The following is a 15,832-nucleotide window of genomic DNA, read 5'->3' as shown; positions in this document are numbered from 1 at the left end:
GAAGCGGATCGGACACGACGCGTAGACGATACTAGCTTCAAGATCACCACTCGAATCGTTGGTCTCGCTCGCGCTCTTCCTCCTGTTCGGCTTGGCGGATACGAGCAATTCTCGCGCGAATCCCTGGAACCAAACGGGCGATGGTATGACGAACTTCTGGCGCGGGATGGTTGGTTAGCGTTTCGATACTCTTCAAGCGGCTTTCCATGATATCCGCTCTGCTACCGGACCAGCTCGTGGGCGCGAGATATCCGAGATAGGCCTCTACGATTTCCTCTGGGCAAGGCGCGGCGTTGAGGAAACCCAAAGCCTGGGCCGAGATCTCCCTTACTTCATCGTTATCTTGAGAGCCTCGTGTGAATGGCGAGATGTTTGGCGCAACCTTGGACCAGCGAGTGGGATCTTCGCGGCACCATTCGATCAGTGGGTTCACTGGCACATGGATCAGACAGTCCCGATCTAAGCCGCTACGAAGTCGGATTGAAGGTCCGTCCTCTCCATCCGGGAACAGTCTAGAAAGAAAGATCTTAGGCGCTTTGCGTGCCAACTCAGCAAGCGTACGCTCAACGTCATATGTGCTTCCGTAGCGCCGCGCTGCCCGCGCGATGATCGCATCCATACACCGCTCTGCAAGGGCGGAACTCTCATCACGCATGCAGTACGACAGTGTTTCAGCCATGTCATGATCGATGTTCGAGTTGATCTCTTCATTTGTGATGATGGCGATCACGGCATCCATCCCTGTAGCGTTGAGATCCTTCGGCCAAGCGTCGCGTGAACTCTTTTCGACAAACCCCAGCATTTTGAGAGCATCCAGCACAAGAAATGCCCCGCCCTCTCTTCCCGACAGTGATCGAAGAAGCCGAACACGCTGCTCGTCATTCAGTTCACGCTCTTCACGCCAAGCTATATCGTGCAGCAGCCACGCGGCGGTTTCTGCTTCGCCAGCGATCTCAACAACGTTTTCAAATTCGCCCTCGGAAAGAACGCCTTTGGGAAGAAAGACTGAATAGATGCGTCGGAGGCCAGGCGTTGCGCGACACTCAGCCCTGATAGATTCCGCAATTGCTGGGCTGCTCTCGTCTAGCTGGTGCAGTAGTCCCGAGAGAAAGCCAACCTGTTGCGGTTTATCGGGATCGCTCAAATACAAATCGCGTAGGATCTCCCACGTCCGTCTTGGTTCGCGATTTCCCTGAGCCAACCCGATGCCGAGAGAGTAGAGGGGCCGGCCTTCGTGCTCGAACAGGTCTCTCCCGATCGCTTGGAGCACATCAGGGGAAGCTGCCAATTCTTGTCCAAGGAGCTCCAATCGATCGGCGCGCCTAGCCTCAGCGGCCCTATGATCGTCGTCTTCGGAATCGAGGTCCCAACCACGTACGGTTTCCGCGCGCACTCGGGCGGAAAGGTCCGTGGGTGCCATATCGTCGACGAGCTCTTGCAGCAGCGCCGAGCCTTCCGCAGAAAGCTCCGAACCACGCTTATTTAACAGGTATCGCATTCGCCGGAGCGCATGCCACCCCTCCACCCAAGGTGTCTCTTCGTGCAACTGACGCGCAATGGCATTGACTTTCGAGCGAAGAGTTGGAACGCACCGCCAGATTCCGTCAATCTCGTCGGAGAGTGCTTTTCTAACACTGTCTCTTACTTCTACCGGTCCAGCCAGAGCAGTTTCCGCTGCCAAGTCCAACCACCGGGAGAACCAGTCTTCAACCTGAGCCCCACGCGGTTCCCATCCAAAAGAGTCCGGGCGAGCGTCATCGAATGAGAGGATTGAAGAAGACCAGTGGCCTGTTCGCAAGGCCGACTTGAGCATGCTGACCCCCCGCGAATTCTGGTTCGCATCGTTCGCGAGAAGATACTGGCTTGCCACCTGTACGCGGGCTTCCGTCTTAGCCAGAGTCCCCGAGAGGTACAGGCCAAAAAGACTGCTCAGCACATCATCTGCATTGGAGGCTCGTTGTTCGTCAAAAGCAATGGCCAGCGAAACGAGGCTTTCGCAAGCATGAGGGAACATGACCTCAGAATGTGCAATCCGCGCGATCATGCGGGTCAAGCTGTCTAGGTGAGGGAATTCTTCTGGCGCCGCCGCAATAGCGGTGACCATTGCATTGACAACGTGGAGCGCATCTTCAGGAACCAAATGGCACACTGCTTCGAGCACCTGGAGATCCGGCGCGGGGCCATGCAACGGTCCGCCAGGCTCCATCCATCGGGTCACAATGCGTCGAGCCTCTTCGCAATCGTGAAGGTAAGAGAGCCGTCGAGCGAGTGAACGTCTAAGGCGCGGTTTATCGGCAAAGCCGTCGGCGATATTCCGGAACGGGATTGATCTCAGCGCCTGTCGGGCTAGACGGTTGGCAAGCGCGTGGGGCAATACTGCCCGCCATCTGTTTCTTGCTTGCGCAAGTCCCCTGTCGAGCAGGGTGCTTGCATGCCGATGCATTGCCCTACGCGACAACTCAGCAAGCGAACCTAAGAAGAGAAGTTCATCCGGCTGCTCATCTCCGTCCACTTCAAAGGAGTAGACCAACGATAGAACCTCAGCGGCTCGAGCCAGCTCCTCGTTTCGCTCCTCGCGTTGCCAGAACAAGCGATCAAAAAGCGCCGCGTCATTGAATGCGGTGAGGCTACCAGTTTGGGGGATCGCCTGAGCCAGTGCGAAGCCGAGCCTAGCGTTACCTTGAGCAAGTTCGGCAAGCCGTCGAGCATCTCCCGTGGACAGATCGTTGCGCCGACGGCGAAGTAGGGCTTCGACAATGTCGGAGCCTTCGGCTTCGACGCGAACGACGTCTGTCTCTTCCGGACGATCACTTCGGACATCATACTCGACCGAGATCAGTCGGACGGCTCCAGGGCGCTCTGCCAATTTCCGCGCTAGTGCTTGGTGAGTGTCGGGCGGGCAATTGTCCACCACAAGAACTGCTGGAGCGCCGCGTTCAATCAGTGCTTCCAGCATTCCAGTTGGTGTAGGATCGGGAGAATGGCCCAAGTCTGTGTAGACCGCATGAGAAACTGGCAAGGCCGAAACGGACCCTATCGGCTCGAAGAGTGCTTGGGCTATCCGACTCTTGCCAATTCCGGAAAGGCCGGCGATGCGCACGGCACTGGTGCCATCACGAACCAGTTTTCTTATCTCGTCGAGCGCTTCAGGCAGATTTCGGATGGGAGCGCGACGCTCAATATGAAAAACAAGCCCTTCCTCGCAGATCAAATCGTCAACTTCTCCTTCTGGAGTCGATGACCAGCGTCCAAACGGCTGCCAGCCCGCGAGGATAGGAAGGTTTAGGCGCCTGCGTAACCAAGCAGCCACTGAGGGATGTGTACTGACCCATCGACTGATGGCATTACGGTCCAAGAGTGCCAGCTCTAGTCTTGTCCCATTCGGGTCGTCGGCGACAGCTTCACGCATGGCATCGACGCGGCGTTTGAGCATGGCCTCTGAGCAGTTCGCCCCGGCGCTCGCGATGAGATAGGAGCCACCTCGAGCCGCAATTGCCGAGATCGCGGGGCGTAGCTTCCCTGCGGGACGCATCTCGGTGGCGATGGCGCCGGGAGTGAGGTCGGCGGCTTTCACCTGAATGCCAACGTCTCGGCGCGCGAGGGGGCCAGCCGAAATGAACGGACCGGTAGGCTCGACCACTACGTCGAGACCGCCATCGGCAGCTGTCTGGCTTCCTCCCCAACGAACCTCATTCCGATGACCGCCTTGTCGTTCGCGCTCGGCCTCGCATAACCGAGCGATCAGTTCGCGAAGATCAGCATCCGATAGATCGACCAAGCGGTTACTCGGAATGTCAAAGATTGGCATGAAAACACTTCCTTTTGCGACGATCTACGAAATGCCGAGATTGTATAAAGCATTGAGCAGGCTTAGCCGAAAGCGCGAACTCTCCGAAATATGTTGGTCGCCCCTGTGGAAACCGCAGCACCAGCGCGCTGTAACCCGATGGGCAGACGAACTGGACCATATGTGCCTCAATGCCGCGTCGCCCCTTGCACCATCCCATCCGTCTCCAGCCGCAGCGCCGCCCGCCACAACGCCGTCTTCATGAACCTCGCCTCCTCGAACCGGTAGCTGGCCGTTCCGCGCCCCTGCTGCAGGAGTCCCGCCCAGCATAGCGGGCGCAGCACCTGTATGTAGAGCTGGCCCATTACATCGTCATAGTGCGGGACCGGCCCTGTCTCGGGCTCGCCGAAAAGCACGCGGCGAAGGTGGTCGCCGGTGGCGCCGTCCTCGGTCTCGACGTTCAGCACGTTCAGAAACCCGTCCCAGTTGCCGAGGATCGGCGCGTCGTCGAAGCGCGACTGGCTTGCTTGCTTGATGCGGAACAGGAAGAACGGGACGACGGTGCCGAAGATGCGTCCGGGATGACCGATCAGCGCCTGACCGGCCTTGGTCAGCCGGAACGCGCCCTTGTAGTGCCGGCCGAGCTTCATCGCGATCATCAGGTCGTGCAGGATTTCGAGTGGCGGGAAATCCCATTCGTTCAGCACCTTGTTGACGGCGAAGAGATCCGCCTCGGTATGGCCGGGCCAGTCGAACTCGGCCGCCGCCCAGTGCACGAACACCCGCTTGAACGCCTTGGACGGCGTCAGGGGAATGCCGCCATGCTCGCCGATCCAGACAAAGGTCTTCTCGATCCCGCGCACCAGCGGCGAGAACGTCAGTGCCGGGTCGGCATCTTCGATCTCCCGAAACGCCACCACCTCAAATCTCCCGCGCGAACCAACGAATGCGGCCGACGATGTGGATTTCGTCGGCCGTTCGTTCATAGGGGCTGTAGACGGGATTGTCGGAGATCACGCGCACCGCGGGCGGGTCGCTGTTGGGGATATGCTCGAGCCGCTTGGCGACCAGCCCCATGCCGTCGTCCAGCACGAAGATGCCGGGCGGGTTGGGCGTGCGGCGGGCCATGTCGACCAGCACCGTGTCGCCGCTCAGGAGCGTCGGCGCCATGCTGTCGCCCTCCACATGCATGATGCGCAGCTGAGAGGGGCTGGCGCCGAGGCTGCCCTTTATCCAGGAGCGTCGGAAGTGATAGGCGCGGCCGGCGCTGTCCTCGTGATCCTGCACCACCGCGCCGCCGCCCATGGAAGGACGCGGGCTTGCGTGGGCGATGGAGACGAAGGCCTCGTCCGGGTTCTCGATGAAGGGGGGCGTGCCCTCGACATCGCCGATGCCGTGGATCAGCCAGTCCCGCTCCACCTTCAGCACCTGCGCGACGGCGCCGAGGCGCTCGACGTTCGGACGGGTCGAACGGCCCCGCAGGATGTCGTAGACGAAGGAGCGGTTGACCCCGGCCATCTCGGCCACATGCGCGGGACTGAGCCCGAGCTGGTGCGCGCGGGCCCTGAGCCGATCGGCCAGTGTGTGATGCAAGGTCATGTTGTCCCCAGCGAGTTGTGGATGAAATAGGATAAAACAGGATTGATCGTGCGGCGTCAAGCGAATAGGAACAAATGGTAAACAATCGGGGCGGGATTCGGAGGGCGCGCGTGCATATCGAGAAGCTGTATTTCACGCTGCCCGAGGTCCTGGAACGCTGGTCGATCAGCGAGGATGACCTTGTGTATCTCGCCGAGAATGAAAGGCTGACACTGTCGGTGCGGGTCTTCGACGTACCGATCGAGTTCGGCGATTTCGAGGAGACGCCGGAAGGGGAGCAGTTACCGGTGCCGTGGGAGCAAACCCGCTTCAACGGCTTGCTGGATCTGCACGCGCAGGACGTCTTTCAGCTGTTTCGCTGCGGCCAGATCCATGTGCGCGCGTTCCGCACCGACCGGGCTGGCTACGCGGTTGTGCAAGACGGCGCGGAACCGGTCCTCGTGATGATCGGGGATCTCCTGCTGCGACGGGATGAACGAGATCGCTTTGAAATACAATCCGGATTCTCCGGCCGTTCGGGAGCAGGCGAGGAGAACACCTTCATCGCCTCCGCCGACTACCAAGACGTGCGCTGCAACGGCTACCGCTTCAAGCTCGGACCGATCCAGGCCGAGGTGGTGCGCGCGCTGCACGCCGCCGCTCTAGCCGGCGAGCCCTGGCAGAACGGCAAGGCGATCCTGAGCATGGCCGGCTCGAAGAGCCTGCGCATGGCGGACGTGTTCAAGTCGAAGAAGAACTGGCGTCAGCTGATCCGCTCGGACCGCAAGGGCGGCTATCGCCTGAACCTCGACTGAGTCGCCTCTTTCCCTCACGATCCGACCCGCGGATTGCGCCAAAGGGGGATCGGCAGGGGGATGGTGGGGGATCACCCATCCCCCACCTGACCGGAAACCCCACTGCCGCAAGGCGCAAGTGATCCCCCTCCGCATCCCCCGCTGATCCTGACGACATCCCCTAGCGGGATTTGGCATCACTTCCCCGAAGCCATCAACGAGGGGAAGCAGGATGCGGAAGCCACATTGTCTCAACCAGAAGGAACTCGCCCGGCGCTGGACCATTTCCCACCGCACGCTGGAACGCTGGCGGTGGGCCGGTGAAGGCCCGGCCTACATGAAGATCGGCGGCCGGGTGGTCTACCGGCTCGAGGACATCATCGCCTTCGAGCAGGGCCAGTTGCAACAGACCGCCGACACCGCGCCGGGAGCGGCGTGATGGGACGCCTGTCGCCCATCACCGAGGCCGAGGTGGTGCCGATCCACGGGCTGAATGGCCCCGGGCTCGACGAGGTCGGGCTGTGCGCCTGGATCGCGCAGGCCGAGCCTGGAGAGACGCTGGTCTATCACCGTGGCTTCCTCGCGGTGGACGCGACCTCGGTCGTCTCGCGGCTTTCGTCCGAGCAGCAAAGCAGCCTGCAACAGGTGGCGGCCGCGGCCATGCGCGCCGCGGACCAGGGGCTGGTGCACCTCGTGCAGACCCGGCTCGGCCCCGACGAATTTGCCTACATCGCCATCGCCCGCCCCAGGCCGGGCCCGCCCGGCGCGCCGCTCTCCATGCGGCTGCTCGAAGCCGCCTGACACCCATCCCCCCAAAAAGGAGACACCTATGCCATACCCCGAGAACACCCCGAGCATCGACGAGTTGCTCAACCTGTCCACCGGCGAGATCGCCCAATTGCCGGTCGAACTCCTAGCCGTCCTGCAGCGCGAGATCGCCGAGGCCGCGCGCCAGATGCGCGCCGTCGCTGCTCGGTTCAACGCCGCGCTGGATGTTCGTTACGGTTCCCGCGCCGCCGAAGCCCGCCGCGCCTGCGGCAAGGACACCGGCACCGTCCGCATTGCCGATGGCGATTTCACCGTGGTCGCGGATTTGCCGAAACGCGTCGATTGGAACCAGGAGCAACTTGCCGCCATGGTCGAGCGCATCCGCGCCGCGGGCGACGATCCTGCCCAATATGTCGATGTCACCTACAAGGTGCCCGAGCGCAAATACGCCGCCTGGCCCGAGGCGATCCGCGCCGGTTTCGAGCCTGCCCGCACCGTGCGGCCCGGCGCACTGAAGGTCGAGATCAAGCCGGAAGGGGCGGATCAATGACCCTCCCCATCATCACCGCCGATGAGCGGCTGGCCGAGATGCGCGGCGTGAAGGCCGCGATCTTCGGAGCCAGCGGCGCGGGCAAGACCACGCTGCTGCGCACCCTCAAGGCAAGCACGACGCTGTTCTTCGACCTTGAAGCGGGCGATCTCGCCGTCGAGGGGCTGGCCATCGACACGATCCGACCGCGCACCTGGACCGAATGCCGGGATTTCGCGGTATTCATCGGCGGGGCCAACCCGGCGCTCAGGGACGACCAGCCCTACAGCCGGGCGCATTTCGAGGCGGTCTGCAAGAAGTTCGGCGATCCCTCCGCGCTCGACAAGTACGACACGATCTTCGTCGACTCGATCACCGTGGCCGGCCGACTCTGCTTTCAGTGGTGCAAGGGCCAGCCCGAAGCGCATTCCGACAAGACCGGGAAGCCGGACGTGCGCGGCGCCTACGGGCTGCATGGGCGCGAGATGATCGCCTGGCTCACCCATCTGCAGCACACGCGGGCGAAGAACGTGATCTTTGTCGGCATCCTCGACGAGAAGCTCGACGACTTCAATCGCAAGGTCTTCGTGCCGCAGATCGAGGGCTCCAAGACCGGGCTGGAACTGCCCGGCATCGTCGACGAGGTGCTGACGCTGACCTCGCTGCCCGACCAACAGGGCGAGCTGCGGCGGGTCTTCGTCTGCCAGACGCAGAACCCTTGGGGCTATCCGGCCAAAGACCGCTCCGGCCGACTGGAGATGCTCGAACCCCCCGATCTGGGCCGCCTGATCGACAAGATCCACCAGCCACTGCCGCTCGATGCGCGCCCGCTGGTGATCGATCCGCCGGCGATCCCGGCGCCTGCCGCCACCCCCGAACCCGATCCCTCCAACTGAAAGGACCAATGCCATGTCTGGCCTGTGGAATGACTTCAACGACGCGCAATCCAACGCCAACCTCATCCCCAAGGGCACGCTCGCCAAGGTGCGCCTCACCATCCGCCCCGGCGGCTTCGACGACCCGTCGCAGGGCTGGACCGGGGGCTATGCCACCCGCGGCTCCACCGGGGCGGTTTACCTGAACGGCGAGTTCACCGTGCTCGAGGGGCAATACGCCCGGCGCAAGATCTTCACCCTGATCGGGCTCATGAGCCCCAAGGGGCCGGACTGGGCCAACATGGGCCGCAGCCTGATCCGGGGCATGCTGAACTCGGCACGGGGGATTTCCGACAAGGACACCTCGCCCCAGGCGCAGGCGGCGCGGCGCATCGGCGGCTTTGCCGATCTCGACGGGCTCGAGTTCGTCGCCAGGATCGATGTCGGCACCGACGCCATGGGCGAGGAAAAGAACGAGATCCGCGCGGCCGTGACGCCGGATCATCGGGACTACGCGCAGATCATGGGAACGGCATCTGCGCCGATGGCGCCAACGGCCCCGGCGGCTCCAGTCAGGTCGGCACCAACTCCGGCGGCCCCGGCAACTCCGGGCCGCCCGTCCTGGGCCGAGTGAGGGCACGCCCATGCGCCTTCGTCCCCGCCAGAAACTCTTCGTGGAGCGCAGCCTCGCTGCGCTCTCGACCCACGGCAATACGCTGAGCATCGCCAGCACCGGATTCGGGAAGTCGATCGCATTGTCGGCGGTTGCCGGATCGTTCGTCGGCGACGGCGCCAGGGCCTGCGTTCTGGCCCATCGCGACGAGTTGACGGCCCAGAACCGGGCGAAGTTCGGCCGGGTCAATCCCGATATCTCCACCTCGGTGGTCGATGCCGCCACGAAGGACTGGTCGGGCCAGGTCACCTTCGCCATGGCGCCGACCCTGAGCCGCTCGGCCAATCTCAAGGCCATGCCGCGGCTCGACCTGCTGGTGATCGACGAGGCGCATCACGCCATTGCCGACAGCTACCGCCGCATCGTCGACCGGGTCCACGACGCCAATCCCGAGGCCCGCATCTTCGGTGTCACTGCCACGCCGAACCGGGGCGACAGGAAGGGGCTGCGCGAGGTCTTCGACAACGTGGCCGACCAGGTCCGGCTGGGCGAGTTGATCGCCTCGGGCCATCTCGTGCCGCCGCGCACCTTCGTGATCGACGTGGGCGTGCGCGCGCAACTGCAGAAGGTGCGCAAGACCTCCCTCGACTTCGACATGACCGAGGTCGCCGGCATCATGGACCGCGCCCCCGTCACCGACGAGGTGATCCGCCACTGGCGCGAGAAGGCCGCAGGGCGGCCGACCATCGTTTTCTGCTCCACCGTCGCCCATGCCGCTCACGTCGCCGAGGCCTTCAACGCGGCCGGCATTCCGGCGGGGTTGATCCATGGCGAGCTTTCCGCCGACGCACGCCGCAACATCCTCGCGGCCTATGCCACGGGCGAGATCGCCGTTCTGGTCAACGTCTCCGTGCTCACGGAGGGCTTCGATCACCCGCCCACGTCCTGCGTCATCCTGCTACGGCCCTCATCCTGCAAGTCCACCATGATCCAGATGGTCGGGCGCGGCCTGCGCACCATCGATCCCGAGGAACATCCCGGCGTCGTCAAGACCGATTGCGTGGTGCTGGATTTCGGAACGTCGAGCCTGATGCACGGCACGCTGGAGCAGGACGTGGACCTCGATGGCCGCCAAGCGAGCGGCATGGCGCCCACGAAGACATGCCCGGAATGCGAGGCCGAGATCCCGCTGACGGCCCGCGAATGCCCGCTCTGCGGCGCGCTGCTGGTCGAACCCAAGGACGAGACCGGCGCCGAAGCGCTCGAGAGCTTCGTCATGACCGAGATCGACCTCTTGAAGCGGTCGAGTTTCCAGTGGGTAGATCTCTTCGGCGACAAGGCGGCGCTGATGGCCACGGGCTTCACCGCCTGGGCCGGCATCTTCTGGCTGGGCGGGCTCTGGCATGCGGTCGGTGGCCGGCGCGGGGTCCAGCCCCGGCTTCTCGGCCTCGGCGAGCGCGCCGTCTGCCTTGCGCAGGCCGATGACTGGCTGAACGCGCATGAGAGCGACGAGAGCGCCTTCAAGACCCGCGGCTGGCTGCGGCAGGCGCCGACCGAGAAGCAGCTGCAATACCTGCCCCCGAGCGCGCGGCACGACTACGGGATCACCCGCTACCACGCCTCGGCGCTGATCTCCTTCCGGTTCAACAGACGCGCGATCCGGCAGTTGGTCCAGGACGCCGCCACGCCGGAACGGAGGGCGGCGTGAGCCATTTCGCGGAAATCCCATCCCCGCCCGCAGAGGCTGCGGATCGACCGGGCGTTGATCGCCTCTGGCATCCGCGCCCGGCGCTCTGCGCCGTCTGCACCGCGCGCACCCGCGGCTTCGGCTGGTTCGATCCCCACAGGCCGCGGCCCCACCGAAACCGCCGCTGGTTCTGTTCCATGGGCTGCCAAGCGGCCTTCACCCGCAAAGCAAAGAGAGGACTGAGCATGGTCGATTTCACTGAAGAGGAAACCCAGGCGCTGCCCGCCGTCATGCGCGCGCTCGCGCCAGAGATGGAGCGGATCGGCTGGGATCGGCAACTGGGGCTGCTGACCCAAAACGACATGCACCGCTTGATCGTTACCACCATCGAGGCGTTCCGCGCCGAGATGGCCGAGATCGCCGCCGAGTCGGAGATCCCGTTTTGATGCTGGACTACAATCACCGCCCCGGCATCGCGGAGCGCATCAACGGGGCCGTGGACGCGGCCCTCGAGGCCGAGCGCGCAGCCACGCCTCCGCGCGACTATCTCGGCGCCTCGCGTCTCGGCCACGCCTGCGAGCGGGCGCTGCAGTTCGATTTCGCCCATGCGCCCAAGGATGACGGCCAGGAGTTTTCGGGTCGGTCGCTCCGGATCTTCACCATAGGTCACGCGCTCGAGGATCTCGCCATCCGCTGGCTGCGGGCGGCGGGGCTCGATCTGGTCACCCGGAAGCGAGATGGCGGCCAGTTCGGCTTTTCGGTCGCCGGTGGGCGCATCCGTGGCCATGTCGACGGGATTGTCATGGGCGCCCCCACCGCCATGGGTCTGCGCACACCCGCCCTCTGGGAATGCAAGACCATGAACGCGAAGAACTGGCGTGAGACGGTGGCCAAAGGGGTGACCGTCGCCAAGCCCGTCTATGCCGCCCAGATCGCGCTCTACCAGGCCTACATGGAGGCGAGCGTGACGGGCCTCTCGACCAACCCGGCGCTCTTTACCGCGATCAACAAGGACACGGCCGAGCTGCACCACGAGCTCGTGCCCTTCGACGCCGAGCTCGCCCAGCGGATGTCGGATCGCGCTGTGAGGATCCTTCGGGCCACCGACGCGCGCGAGTTGCTGCCGCGCGTGGCCCGGATCCGCGACTTCTTCGAATGCCGGTTCTGCCCATGGGCCGAGCGCTGCTGGGGCCTGCCCGGATGACCGACACGCCCAAAGACCCGCCCGAGCCTCCCGAGGACACCAACATGCGCGACGACAGCACGACCGACCAACCCGGGGAAAACCTCGTCCATTTCAACCCCTGGCGTGATTTCAACGACGCGGCGCCGCAGATCGACCCGTTCGGCGACGAACCGGATCCTGAGCAGATCGCCTCCTTCATGGAGGTGGTCTTTGGCTACTGCGACGGGCTGATCCCGGTGCGCAGCTTCATCGACAAGGGACAGGGGATCGATGGACGGCCGCACAACATCTGGATCGCGGCCGACGAGACGGCGCCCGAGAAGATGGCGACCTTCGCGGGCTGGGCCGCGCGCGAGGGCGCCGCGGTCTACGTCATCCCCGGCACGGTGACAGAATCCGGCCGGGCCAAGGCCGCCGACGTGGCGCAGATGCAGGCCGTGGTCGTGGACATCGACAGCGGGGACATCGCCGCGAGGCGCGCCCATCTCGAACGCCATCTCGGCCCGCCCACCATGGTGGTGGAAAGCGGCGGGATTACGCCCGAGGGGCAGCACAAGGCGCACGTCTGGTGGAAGCTCACAGAACCCGCCGAGGGCGACGACATTGCCCGCCTCTGCCGGCTGCGCGGCGACATTGCCGCCAAGGTCGGGGGCGACATGCATTTCCGCTCGGCCCATCAGCCGATCCGCGTGGCGGGTTCGGTCTATTACAAGAACGGCCTCAAGACGCTGGTGCGCATCGTCGAACTGAACGCGCGGCTGGAGCGCGATCTAGACGAGTTCGCCGAGGCCGTGGTCGACATGCCGCCCGCGCCGGGCGTGAGCCTGACGCCGGACTTCGCCACGCTCGACAAACCCGCCGTGGAGGATGTGCTGGTCACCCCGGTGCGCGAGGGCGGCGCCGACGACTGGTCGCGCTTCGAGGGGGCGTCTGCCGCCATCGGCTATTTCATCCGGCTGGTCCATGAGGGGCGCCTCTCGAAGGCCGAGGGCTGGGAAGCGATCTGCGGCTACAACGCCGCCATGCTGCGGCCCCAGTGGCCGGTGGAACGGCTCAAGCGCGAATCCGAACGCCTCTGGGCACGCCATGTCGAACGCCACGGCCCGCCGCTCGTGCGGCTCGACAGCGCCGCGCCGGTGCCCGACGAGATACCCAGCTTCACTCTGGGGCAGCTGCTCGACGACAAGAGCCCGATGCCCGCCGACCTGATCGGCCCGCGTGTGCTGACGCCGGGCGGGCTCCTGGTGCTGGGCGGCGCGCCGAAGGTCGGCAAGAGCGACCTGCTGATCGCGTTGCTGGTGCATTTGGCGGCGGGCGTGCCCTTCCTCGGCTTCACCCCGCCACGGCCGCTGCGGATCTTCTACCTGCAGGCTGAGATCCAGTACCACTACCTGCGCGAGCGCATGCAGCAGATCGGCCTGCCGCCCGAGCTGATCGTCGCCGCGCGCGACAACCTCATCGTCACGCCGAAGCTGCGGATGCTGCTCGATGCCGAGGGCAGCGCGCGCGTGGCCGAGGCGATCAGGTCCGCGTTCCCCGACGATCCGCTCGACATCCTCTGCATCGACCCGATCCGGAACCTCTTCGACGGCGGGCCCGACGGCGGCGGCGAGAACGACAACGCCGCCATGATGTTCTTCCTGAAGGATCGGGTCGAGGTGCTGCGCGACCACGTCAATCCCGACTGCGGCGTGATCCTCGTCCACCACACCAAGAAGCTCTCGAAGCACCAGGTGAAGGAGGACCCTTTCCTCGCGCTTTCCGGCGCCAGCGCGCTCCGGGGCTTCTACACCACCGGTCTCATCCTGCACCGGCCCGACGAAGAGGCCAGCGAGCGCCGGCTGGAGATCGAGCTGCGCAACGGCCCCGCGCTGCCTGCCAAGGTGGTCGACAAGGTGAATGGCACCTGGGCCGAGCTCACCCCGAGCAGCGAGCGGCTGGTGCGCAAGGATCTGGGTGCCAGGCATGACGCGGAGCGGGATCGCAAGAACCTGGTCGTGCTCGGGCTGATCTTCGACGAGGCGGCCGAGGGACGGCTCTACACCGCCACCCAGTTTGCCGAAGCGTTCGAGAACCAGCTCGATCTTGGCGGGCGCTACAGCATCCGCGAACGGCTCTCGGTCCTCGCCACCAAGGGGCAGATCAAGTTCCGCCGAAATTTCACGGAGCACGGTTTCCCCGGCACGCAATCGCATTTCGGGTATCTCGTCGTCCGGGACATGCGCTTCGGCCGCGATCCCGTCATCGACGCCGAGACTGGCGAGGTTCTCGAAGAGGGCGTAGCGGTCCTACCGACCCATTACAAATGCCCCCATTCCGGCCGCGCGCGCGAGGTCGAGAACCCCTCCGTCTGGGTCTATCCGGAGGAGGCCCATGACTGACTTCCTCATCATGAGCGCGGCCTTCCTCATTCTCATCCCTTCCTCATGGCCCAATGAAATCAATGGGTTGTGCATGAAGATGAGAAAGGTCTTCCTCATCGGCCTCTCTCATTGCCCGCCCCGTGAAAGCGCAATGAAAACAGAGCTCTACGCCCAAAACATGAGGCGAGTGGGGAAGCCCCCATACTACGTATGGGGAGGCCAACCGGCAGGTTTGGCCTCTCCTCCCATACGTCGATGGGTATCCGCGCGCGCGGGCTCCGACGCTCCCTGTACAACCCGATCCGACGACGGCGGCCCCGTACCGCCAAGCACCAGGCCGCCGTCGTCTTCCACCCGAGCAGCCAACCAGAAAAGGAGACCACCCATGGCTGACCTGACTCTCGCCACCTCCGCTCGCGAGGCAATCCCCGATCTGCCTGTCGCGCACCGCGCCGATCGCACCTTGCTCGCGCTCGATCTCGGTACCACCACAGGATGGGCACTGCATGGAGCCGACGGGCTGATCACCTCCGGCTCCGTGTCCTTCCGTCCAGGTCGCTTCGATGGCGGCGGCATGCGCTACCTGCGCTTCACCAACTGGCTGGCCGAACTGGATCGGCTCTCCGGGCCGATTGCGGCAATCTGGTTCGAGGAGGTCCGCCGCCACGCCGGCACGGACGCTGCGCATGTCTACGGCGGGCTGATGGCGACGCTGACCTCCTGGGCCGAACTGCGCGGCGTTCCCTACGAGGGCGTCCCAGTCGGCACGATCAAGCGCTTCGCGACCGGCAAGGGCAACGCCAACAAGGACGCCATGATCGCGGCCGCCCGGGTCCGCGGCTTCAGCCCGGCTGACGACAACGAGGCTGACGCCATCGCGATCCTGCTTTGGGCGATCGAAACCAATGGAGGGCTGGCATGAAGGCGATGCGCTTCACACCGCCGGGCTATGGCGGACGGCGACGCGATCCCGATGAGGTCAAACGTGACGGCTGGCGGGAGCAAGGCCTGCTGGCAGTTTCCCTTGACGACCAACGGCTTACTTGGCCTGAGCGTGAACTGGTGCGGCAACTCGGCGAGCGTCTTTACGGCGCGCGTCCCGACAAGACGGAGGACAAACGATGACCCATTGGACACCCGCCCTCGTGGAGGAACGGCTCGCGGAAGCGGCCCTGATCCTGCGCAGACTCCCGGACCCGCGCAGGCGTGGCTATTTCTCGACCTGGCCCGAGATCGTCCACAGCTTTGCCGACAAGGTGTGCCAGGAGCCGAAGCAGATGCGCGTGCTGCCTTCGCCGCAAGCGATCAGCCGGATGGAGGAGACGCTGACCTGGACCGGCTGCCTGGATCCCATCGACGGCAAGATCGTCTGGATGAAAGCGCATGGCGAACGCTGGAAGGAGATCTGCTACGCCGTGGGCCTGCAAAGGGCGGCGGCACATCAGCATTGGGCCTACGGGCTCTCGGTCATCGCGCTGACGTTGAACCGGCAACCGGTCAACCGACAGCTTTCCAAGCGCAAGCTGATCCGCCTCGCACGCGGCGCGTAGCGGATGGAAAATTGTCTGGCAGACAGTTTTCGATGAGACAAAAACGGCTCTTCCGGGGTAGAAATCAGGTATCCTCGGGAGAGGCGCGCGCGGGACGGCCTG

Annotated in this window: 16 protein-coding genes; 13 read left to right on the top strand and 3 right to left on the bottom strand. The window is 64.4% G+C overall.

Annotation, left to right across the window (positions count from 1 at the left end; translation table 11 throughout):
• Positions 1 to 43: 43 nt before the first annotated feature.
• From AVO45_RS03245 to AVO45_RS03235, 3 genes are all read right to left on the bottom strand, one after another.
• A complete protein-coding gene (locus AVO45_RS03245; RefSeq protein WP_068344378.1) occupies positions 44 to 3,808 on the bottom strand; it encodes a hypothetical protein in 3,765 nt (1,254 codons plus the stop codon).
• Positions 3,809 to 3,975: 167 nt separating this feature from the next.
• Entirely contained in the window at positions 3,976 to 4,707 is a 732-nt protein-coding gene (locus AVO45_RS03240; protein ID WP_068344376.1) for a hypothetical protein, read from the bottom strand.
• Position 4,708: 1 nt separating this feature from the next.
• Positions 4,709 to 5,386, bottom strand: a complete 678-nt coding sequence (locus AVO45_RS03235) for an XRE family transcriptional regulator (protein WP_068344375.1) — start codon at positions 5,384 to 5,386, stop codon at positions 4,709 to 4,711.
• Positions 5,387 to 5,496: 110 nt separating this feature from the next.
• On the opposite strand from AVO45_RS03235, the gene AVO45_RS03230 reads away from it, so the two are divergent.
• The 13 genes from AVO45_RS03230 to AVO45_RS03170 all read left to right on the top strand — a co-directional run bounded on the left by AVO45_RS03230 (position 5,497) and on the right by AVO45_RS03170 (position 15,730).
• Positions 5,497 to 6,180, top strand: coding sequence for a hypothetical protein (locus tag AVO45_RS03230; protein ID WP_068344373.1), 684 nt, complete (start codon positions 5,497 to 5,499; stop codon positions 6,178 to 6,180).
• Between the two features lie 211 nt (positions 6,181 to 6,391).
• On the top strand, positions 6,392 to 6,598 hold the full coding sequence (locus AVO45_RS03225) for a helix-turn-helix transcriptional regulator (protein ID WP_068344372.1): 207 nt from the start codon (positions 6,392 to 6,394) through the stop codon (positions 6,596 to 6,598).
• The gene (locus AVO45_RS03220) at positions 6,598 to 6,960 is read left to right on the top strand and encodes a hypothetical protein (protein ID WP_240482048.1); all 363 of its coding nucleotides are present in this window, start codon (positions 6,598 to 6,600) and stop codon (positions 6,958 to 6,960) included. The genes AVO45_RS03225 and AVO45_RS03220 overlap by 1 nt, the downstream gene beginning before the upstream one ends.
• Before the next feature lie 28 nt (positions 6,961 to 6,988).
• Entirely contained in the window at positions 6,989 to 7,477 is a 489-nt protein-coding gene (locus tag AVO45_RS03215; RefSeq protein WP_068344370.1) for a hypothetical protein, read from the top strand.
• Positions 7,474 to 8,352, top strand: coding sequence for an ATP-binding protein (locus AVO45_RS03210; RefSeq protein WP_068344368.1), 879 nt, complete (start codon positions 7,474 to 7,476; stop codon positions 8,350 to 8,352). Before AVO45_RS03215 ends, AVO45_RS03210 begins: the two co-directional genes overlap by 4 nt.
• Before the next feature lie 13 nt (positions 8,353 to 8,365).
• On the top strand, positions 8,366 to 8,965 hold the full coding sequence (locus AVO45_RS03205) for a hypothetical protein (protein WP_068344365.1): 600 nt from the start codon (positions 8,366 to 8,368) through the stop codon (positions 8,963 to 8,965).
• Positions 8,966 to 8,975: 10 nt separating this feature from the next.
• Positions 8,976 to 10,652 carry a DEAD/DEAH box helicase gene (locus AVO45_RS03200; protein ID WP_068344363.1) on the top strand — a complete coding sequence of 559 codons (1,677 nt, stop codon included), beginning with the start codon at positions 8,976 to 8,978 and terminating at the stop codon, positions 10,650 to 10,652.
• Positions 10,649 to 11,077: a DUF6511 domain-containing protein gene (locus tag AVO45_RS19940; RefSeq protein WP_205627837.1), complete on the top strand. Its 429-nt coding sequence runs from the start codon at positions 10,649 to 10,651 to the stop codon at positions 11,075 to 11,077. The genes AVO45_RS03200 and AVO45_RS19940 overlap by 4 nt, the downstream gene beginning before the upstream one ends.
• The gene (locus AVO45_RS03190; RefSeq protein ID WP_068344359.1) at positions 11,077 to 11,835 is read left to right on the top strand and encodes a PD-(D/E)XK nuclease family protein; all 759 of its coding nucleotides are present in this window, start codon (positions 11,077 to 11,079) and stop codon (positions 11,833 to 11,835) included. Before AVO45_RS19940 ends, AVO45_RS03190 begins: the two co-directional genes overlap by 1 nt.
• Entirely contained in the window at positions 11,832 to 14,198 is a 2,367-nt protein-coding gene (locus tag AVO45_RS03185; protein ID WP_082688655.1) for an AAA family ATPase, read from the top strand. The genes AVO45_RS03190 and AVO45_RS03185 overlap by 4 nt, the downstream gene beginning before the upstream one ends.
• A gap of 367 nt (positions 14,199 to 14,565) precedes the next feature.
• Entirely contained in the window at positions 14,566 to 15,102 is a 537-nt protein-coding gene (locus AVO45_RS03180; RefSeq protein WP_068344356.1) for a crossover junction endodeoxyribonuclease RuvC, read from the top strand.
• Positions 15,099 to 15,305 carry a hypothetical protein gene (locus AVO45_RS03175; RefSeq protein WP_476707462.1) on the top strand — a complete coding sequence of 69 codons (207 nt, stop codon included), beginning with the start codon at positions 15,099 to 15,101 and terminating at the stop codon, positions 15,303 to 15,305. The genes AVO45_RS03180 and AVO45_RS03175 overlap by 4 nt, the downstream gene beginning before the upstream one ends.
• Positions 15,302 to 15,730 (top strand): DUF6362 family protein, encoded by a 429-nt coding sequence (locus tag AVO45_RS03170; RefSeq protein ID WP_068344354.1) that lies wholly within the window; start codon positions 15,302 to 15,304, stop codon positions 15,728 to 15,730. Before AVO45_RS03175 ends, AVO45_RS03170 begins: the two co-directional genes overlap by 4 nt.
• The last annotated feature ends 102 nt before the right edge of the window (positions 15,731 to 15,832 follow it).

The organism is Ruegeria marisrubri (assembly GCF_001507595.1).
In the GTDB taxonomy this organism is placed as follows: domain Bacteria; phylum Pseudomonadota; class Alphaproteobacteria; order Rhodobacterales; family Rhodobacteraceae; genus Ruegeria; species Ruegeria marisrubri.
Note: the sequence above shows the minus strand (reverse complement) of the source record. Positions and strands in the feature narration are given on the sequence as shown.

Coding starts and splice junctions, on each gene's coding strand:
- AVO45_RS03245 (WP_068344378.1), bottom strand. CDS start 3,808: ATGCCAATCTTTGACATTCCGAGTAACCGCTTGGTCGATCTATCGGAT.
- AVO45_RS03235 (WP_068344375.1), bottom strand. CDS start 5,386: ATGACCTTGCATCACACACTGGCCGATCGGCTCAGGGCCCGCGCGCAC.
- AVO45_RS03225 (WP_068344372.1), top strand. CDS start 6,392: ATGCGGAAGCCACATTGTCTCAACCAGAAGGAACTCGCCCGGCGCTGG.
- AVO45_RS03220 (WP_240482048.1), top strand. CDS start 6,598: ATGGGACGCCTGTCGCCCATCACCGAGGCCGAGGTGGTGCCGATCCAC.
- AVO45_RS03215 (WP_068344370.1), top strand. CDS start 6,989: ATGCCATACCCCGAGAACACCCCGAGCATCGACGAGTTGCTCAACCTG.
- AVO45_RS03210 (WP_068344368.1), top strand. CDS start 7,474: ATGACCCTCCCCATCATCACCGCCGATGAGCGGCTGGCCGAGATGCGC.
- AVO45_RS03205 (WP_068344365.1), top strand. CDS start 8,366: ATGTCTGGCCTGTGGAATGACTTCAACGACGCGCAATCCAACGCCAAC.
- AVO45_RS03200 (WP_068344363.1), top strand. CDS start 8,976: ATGCGCCTTCGTCCCCGCCAGAAACTCTTCGTGGAGCGCAGCCTCGCT.
- AVO45_RS03190 (WP_068344359.1), top strand. CDS start 11,077: ATGCTGGACTACAATCACCGCCCCGGCATCGCGGAGCGCATCAACGGG.
- AVO45_RS03185 (WP_082688655.1), top strand. CDS start 11,832: ATGACCGACACGCCCAAAGACCCGCCCGAGCCTCCCGAGGACACCAAC.
- AVO45_RS03180 (WP_068344356.1), top strand. CDS start 14,566: ATGGCTGACCTGACTCTCGCCACCTCCGCTCGCGAGGCAATCCCCGAT.
- AVO45_RS03175 (WP_476707462.1), top strand. CDS start 15,099: ATGAAGGCGATGCGCTTCACACCGCCGGGCTATGGCGGACGGCGACGC.
- AVO45_RS03170 (WP_068344354.1), top strand. CDS start 15,302: ATGACCCATTGGACACCCGCCCTCGTGGAGGAACGGCTCGCGGAAGCG.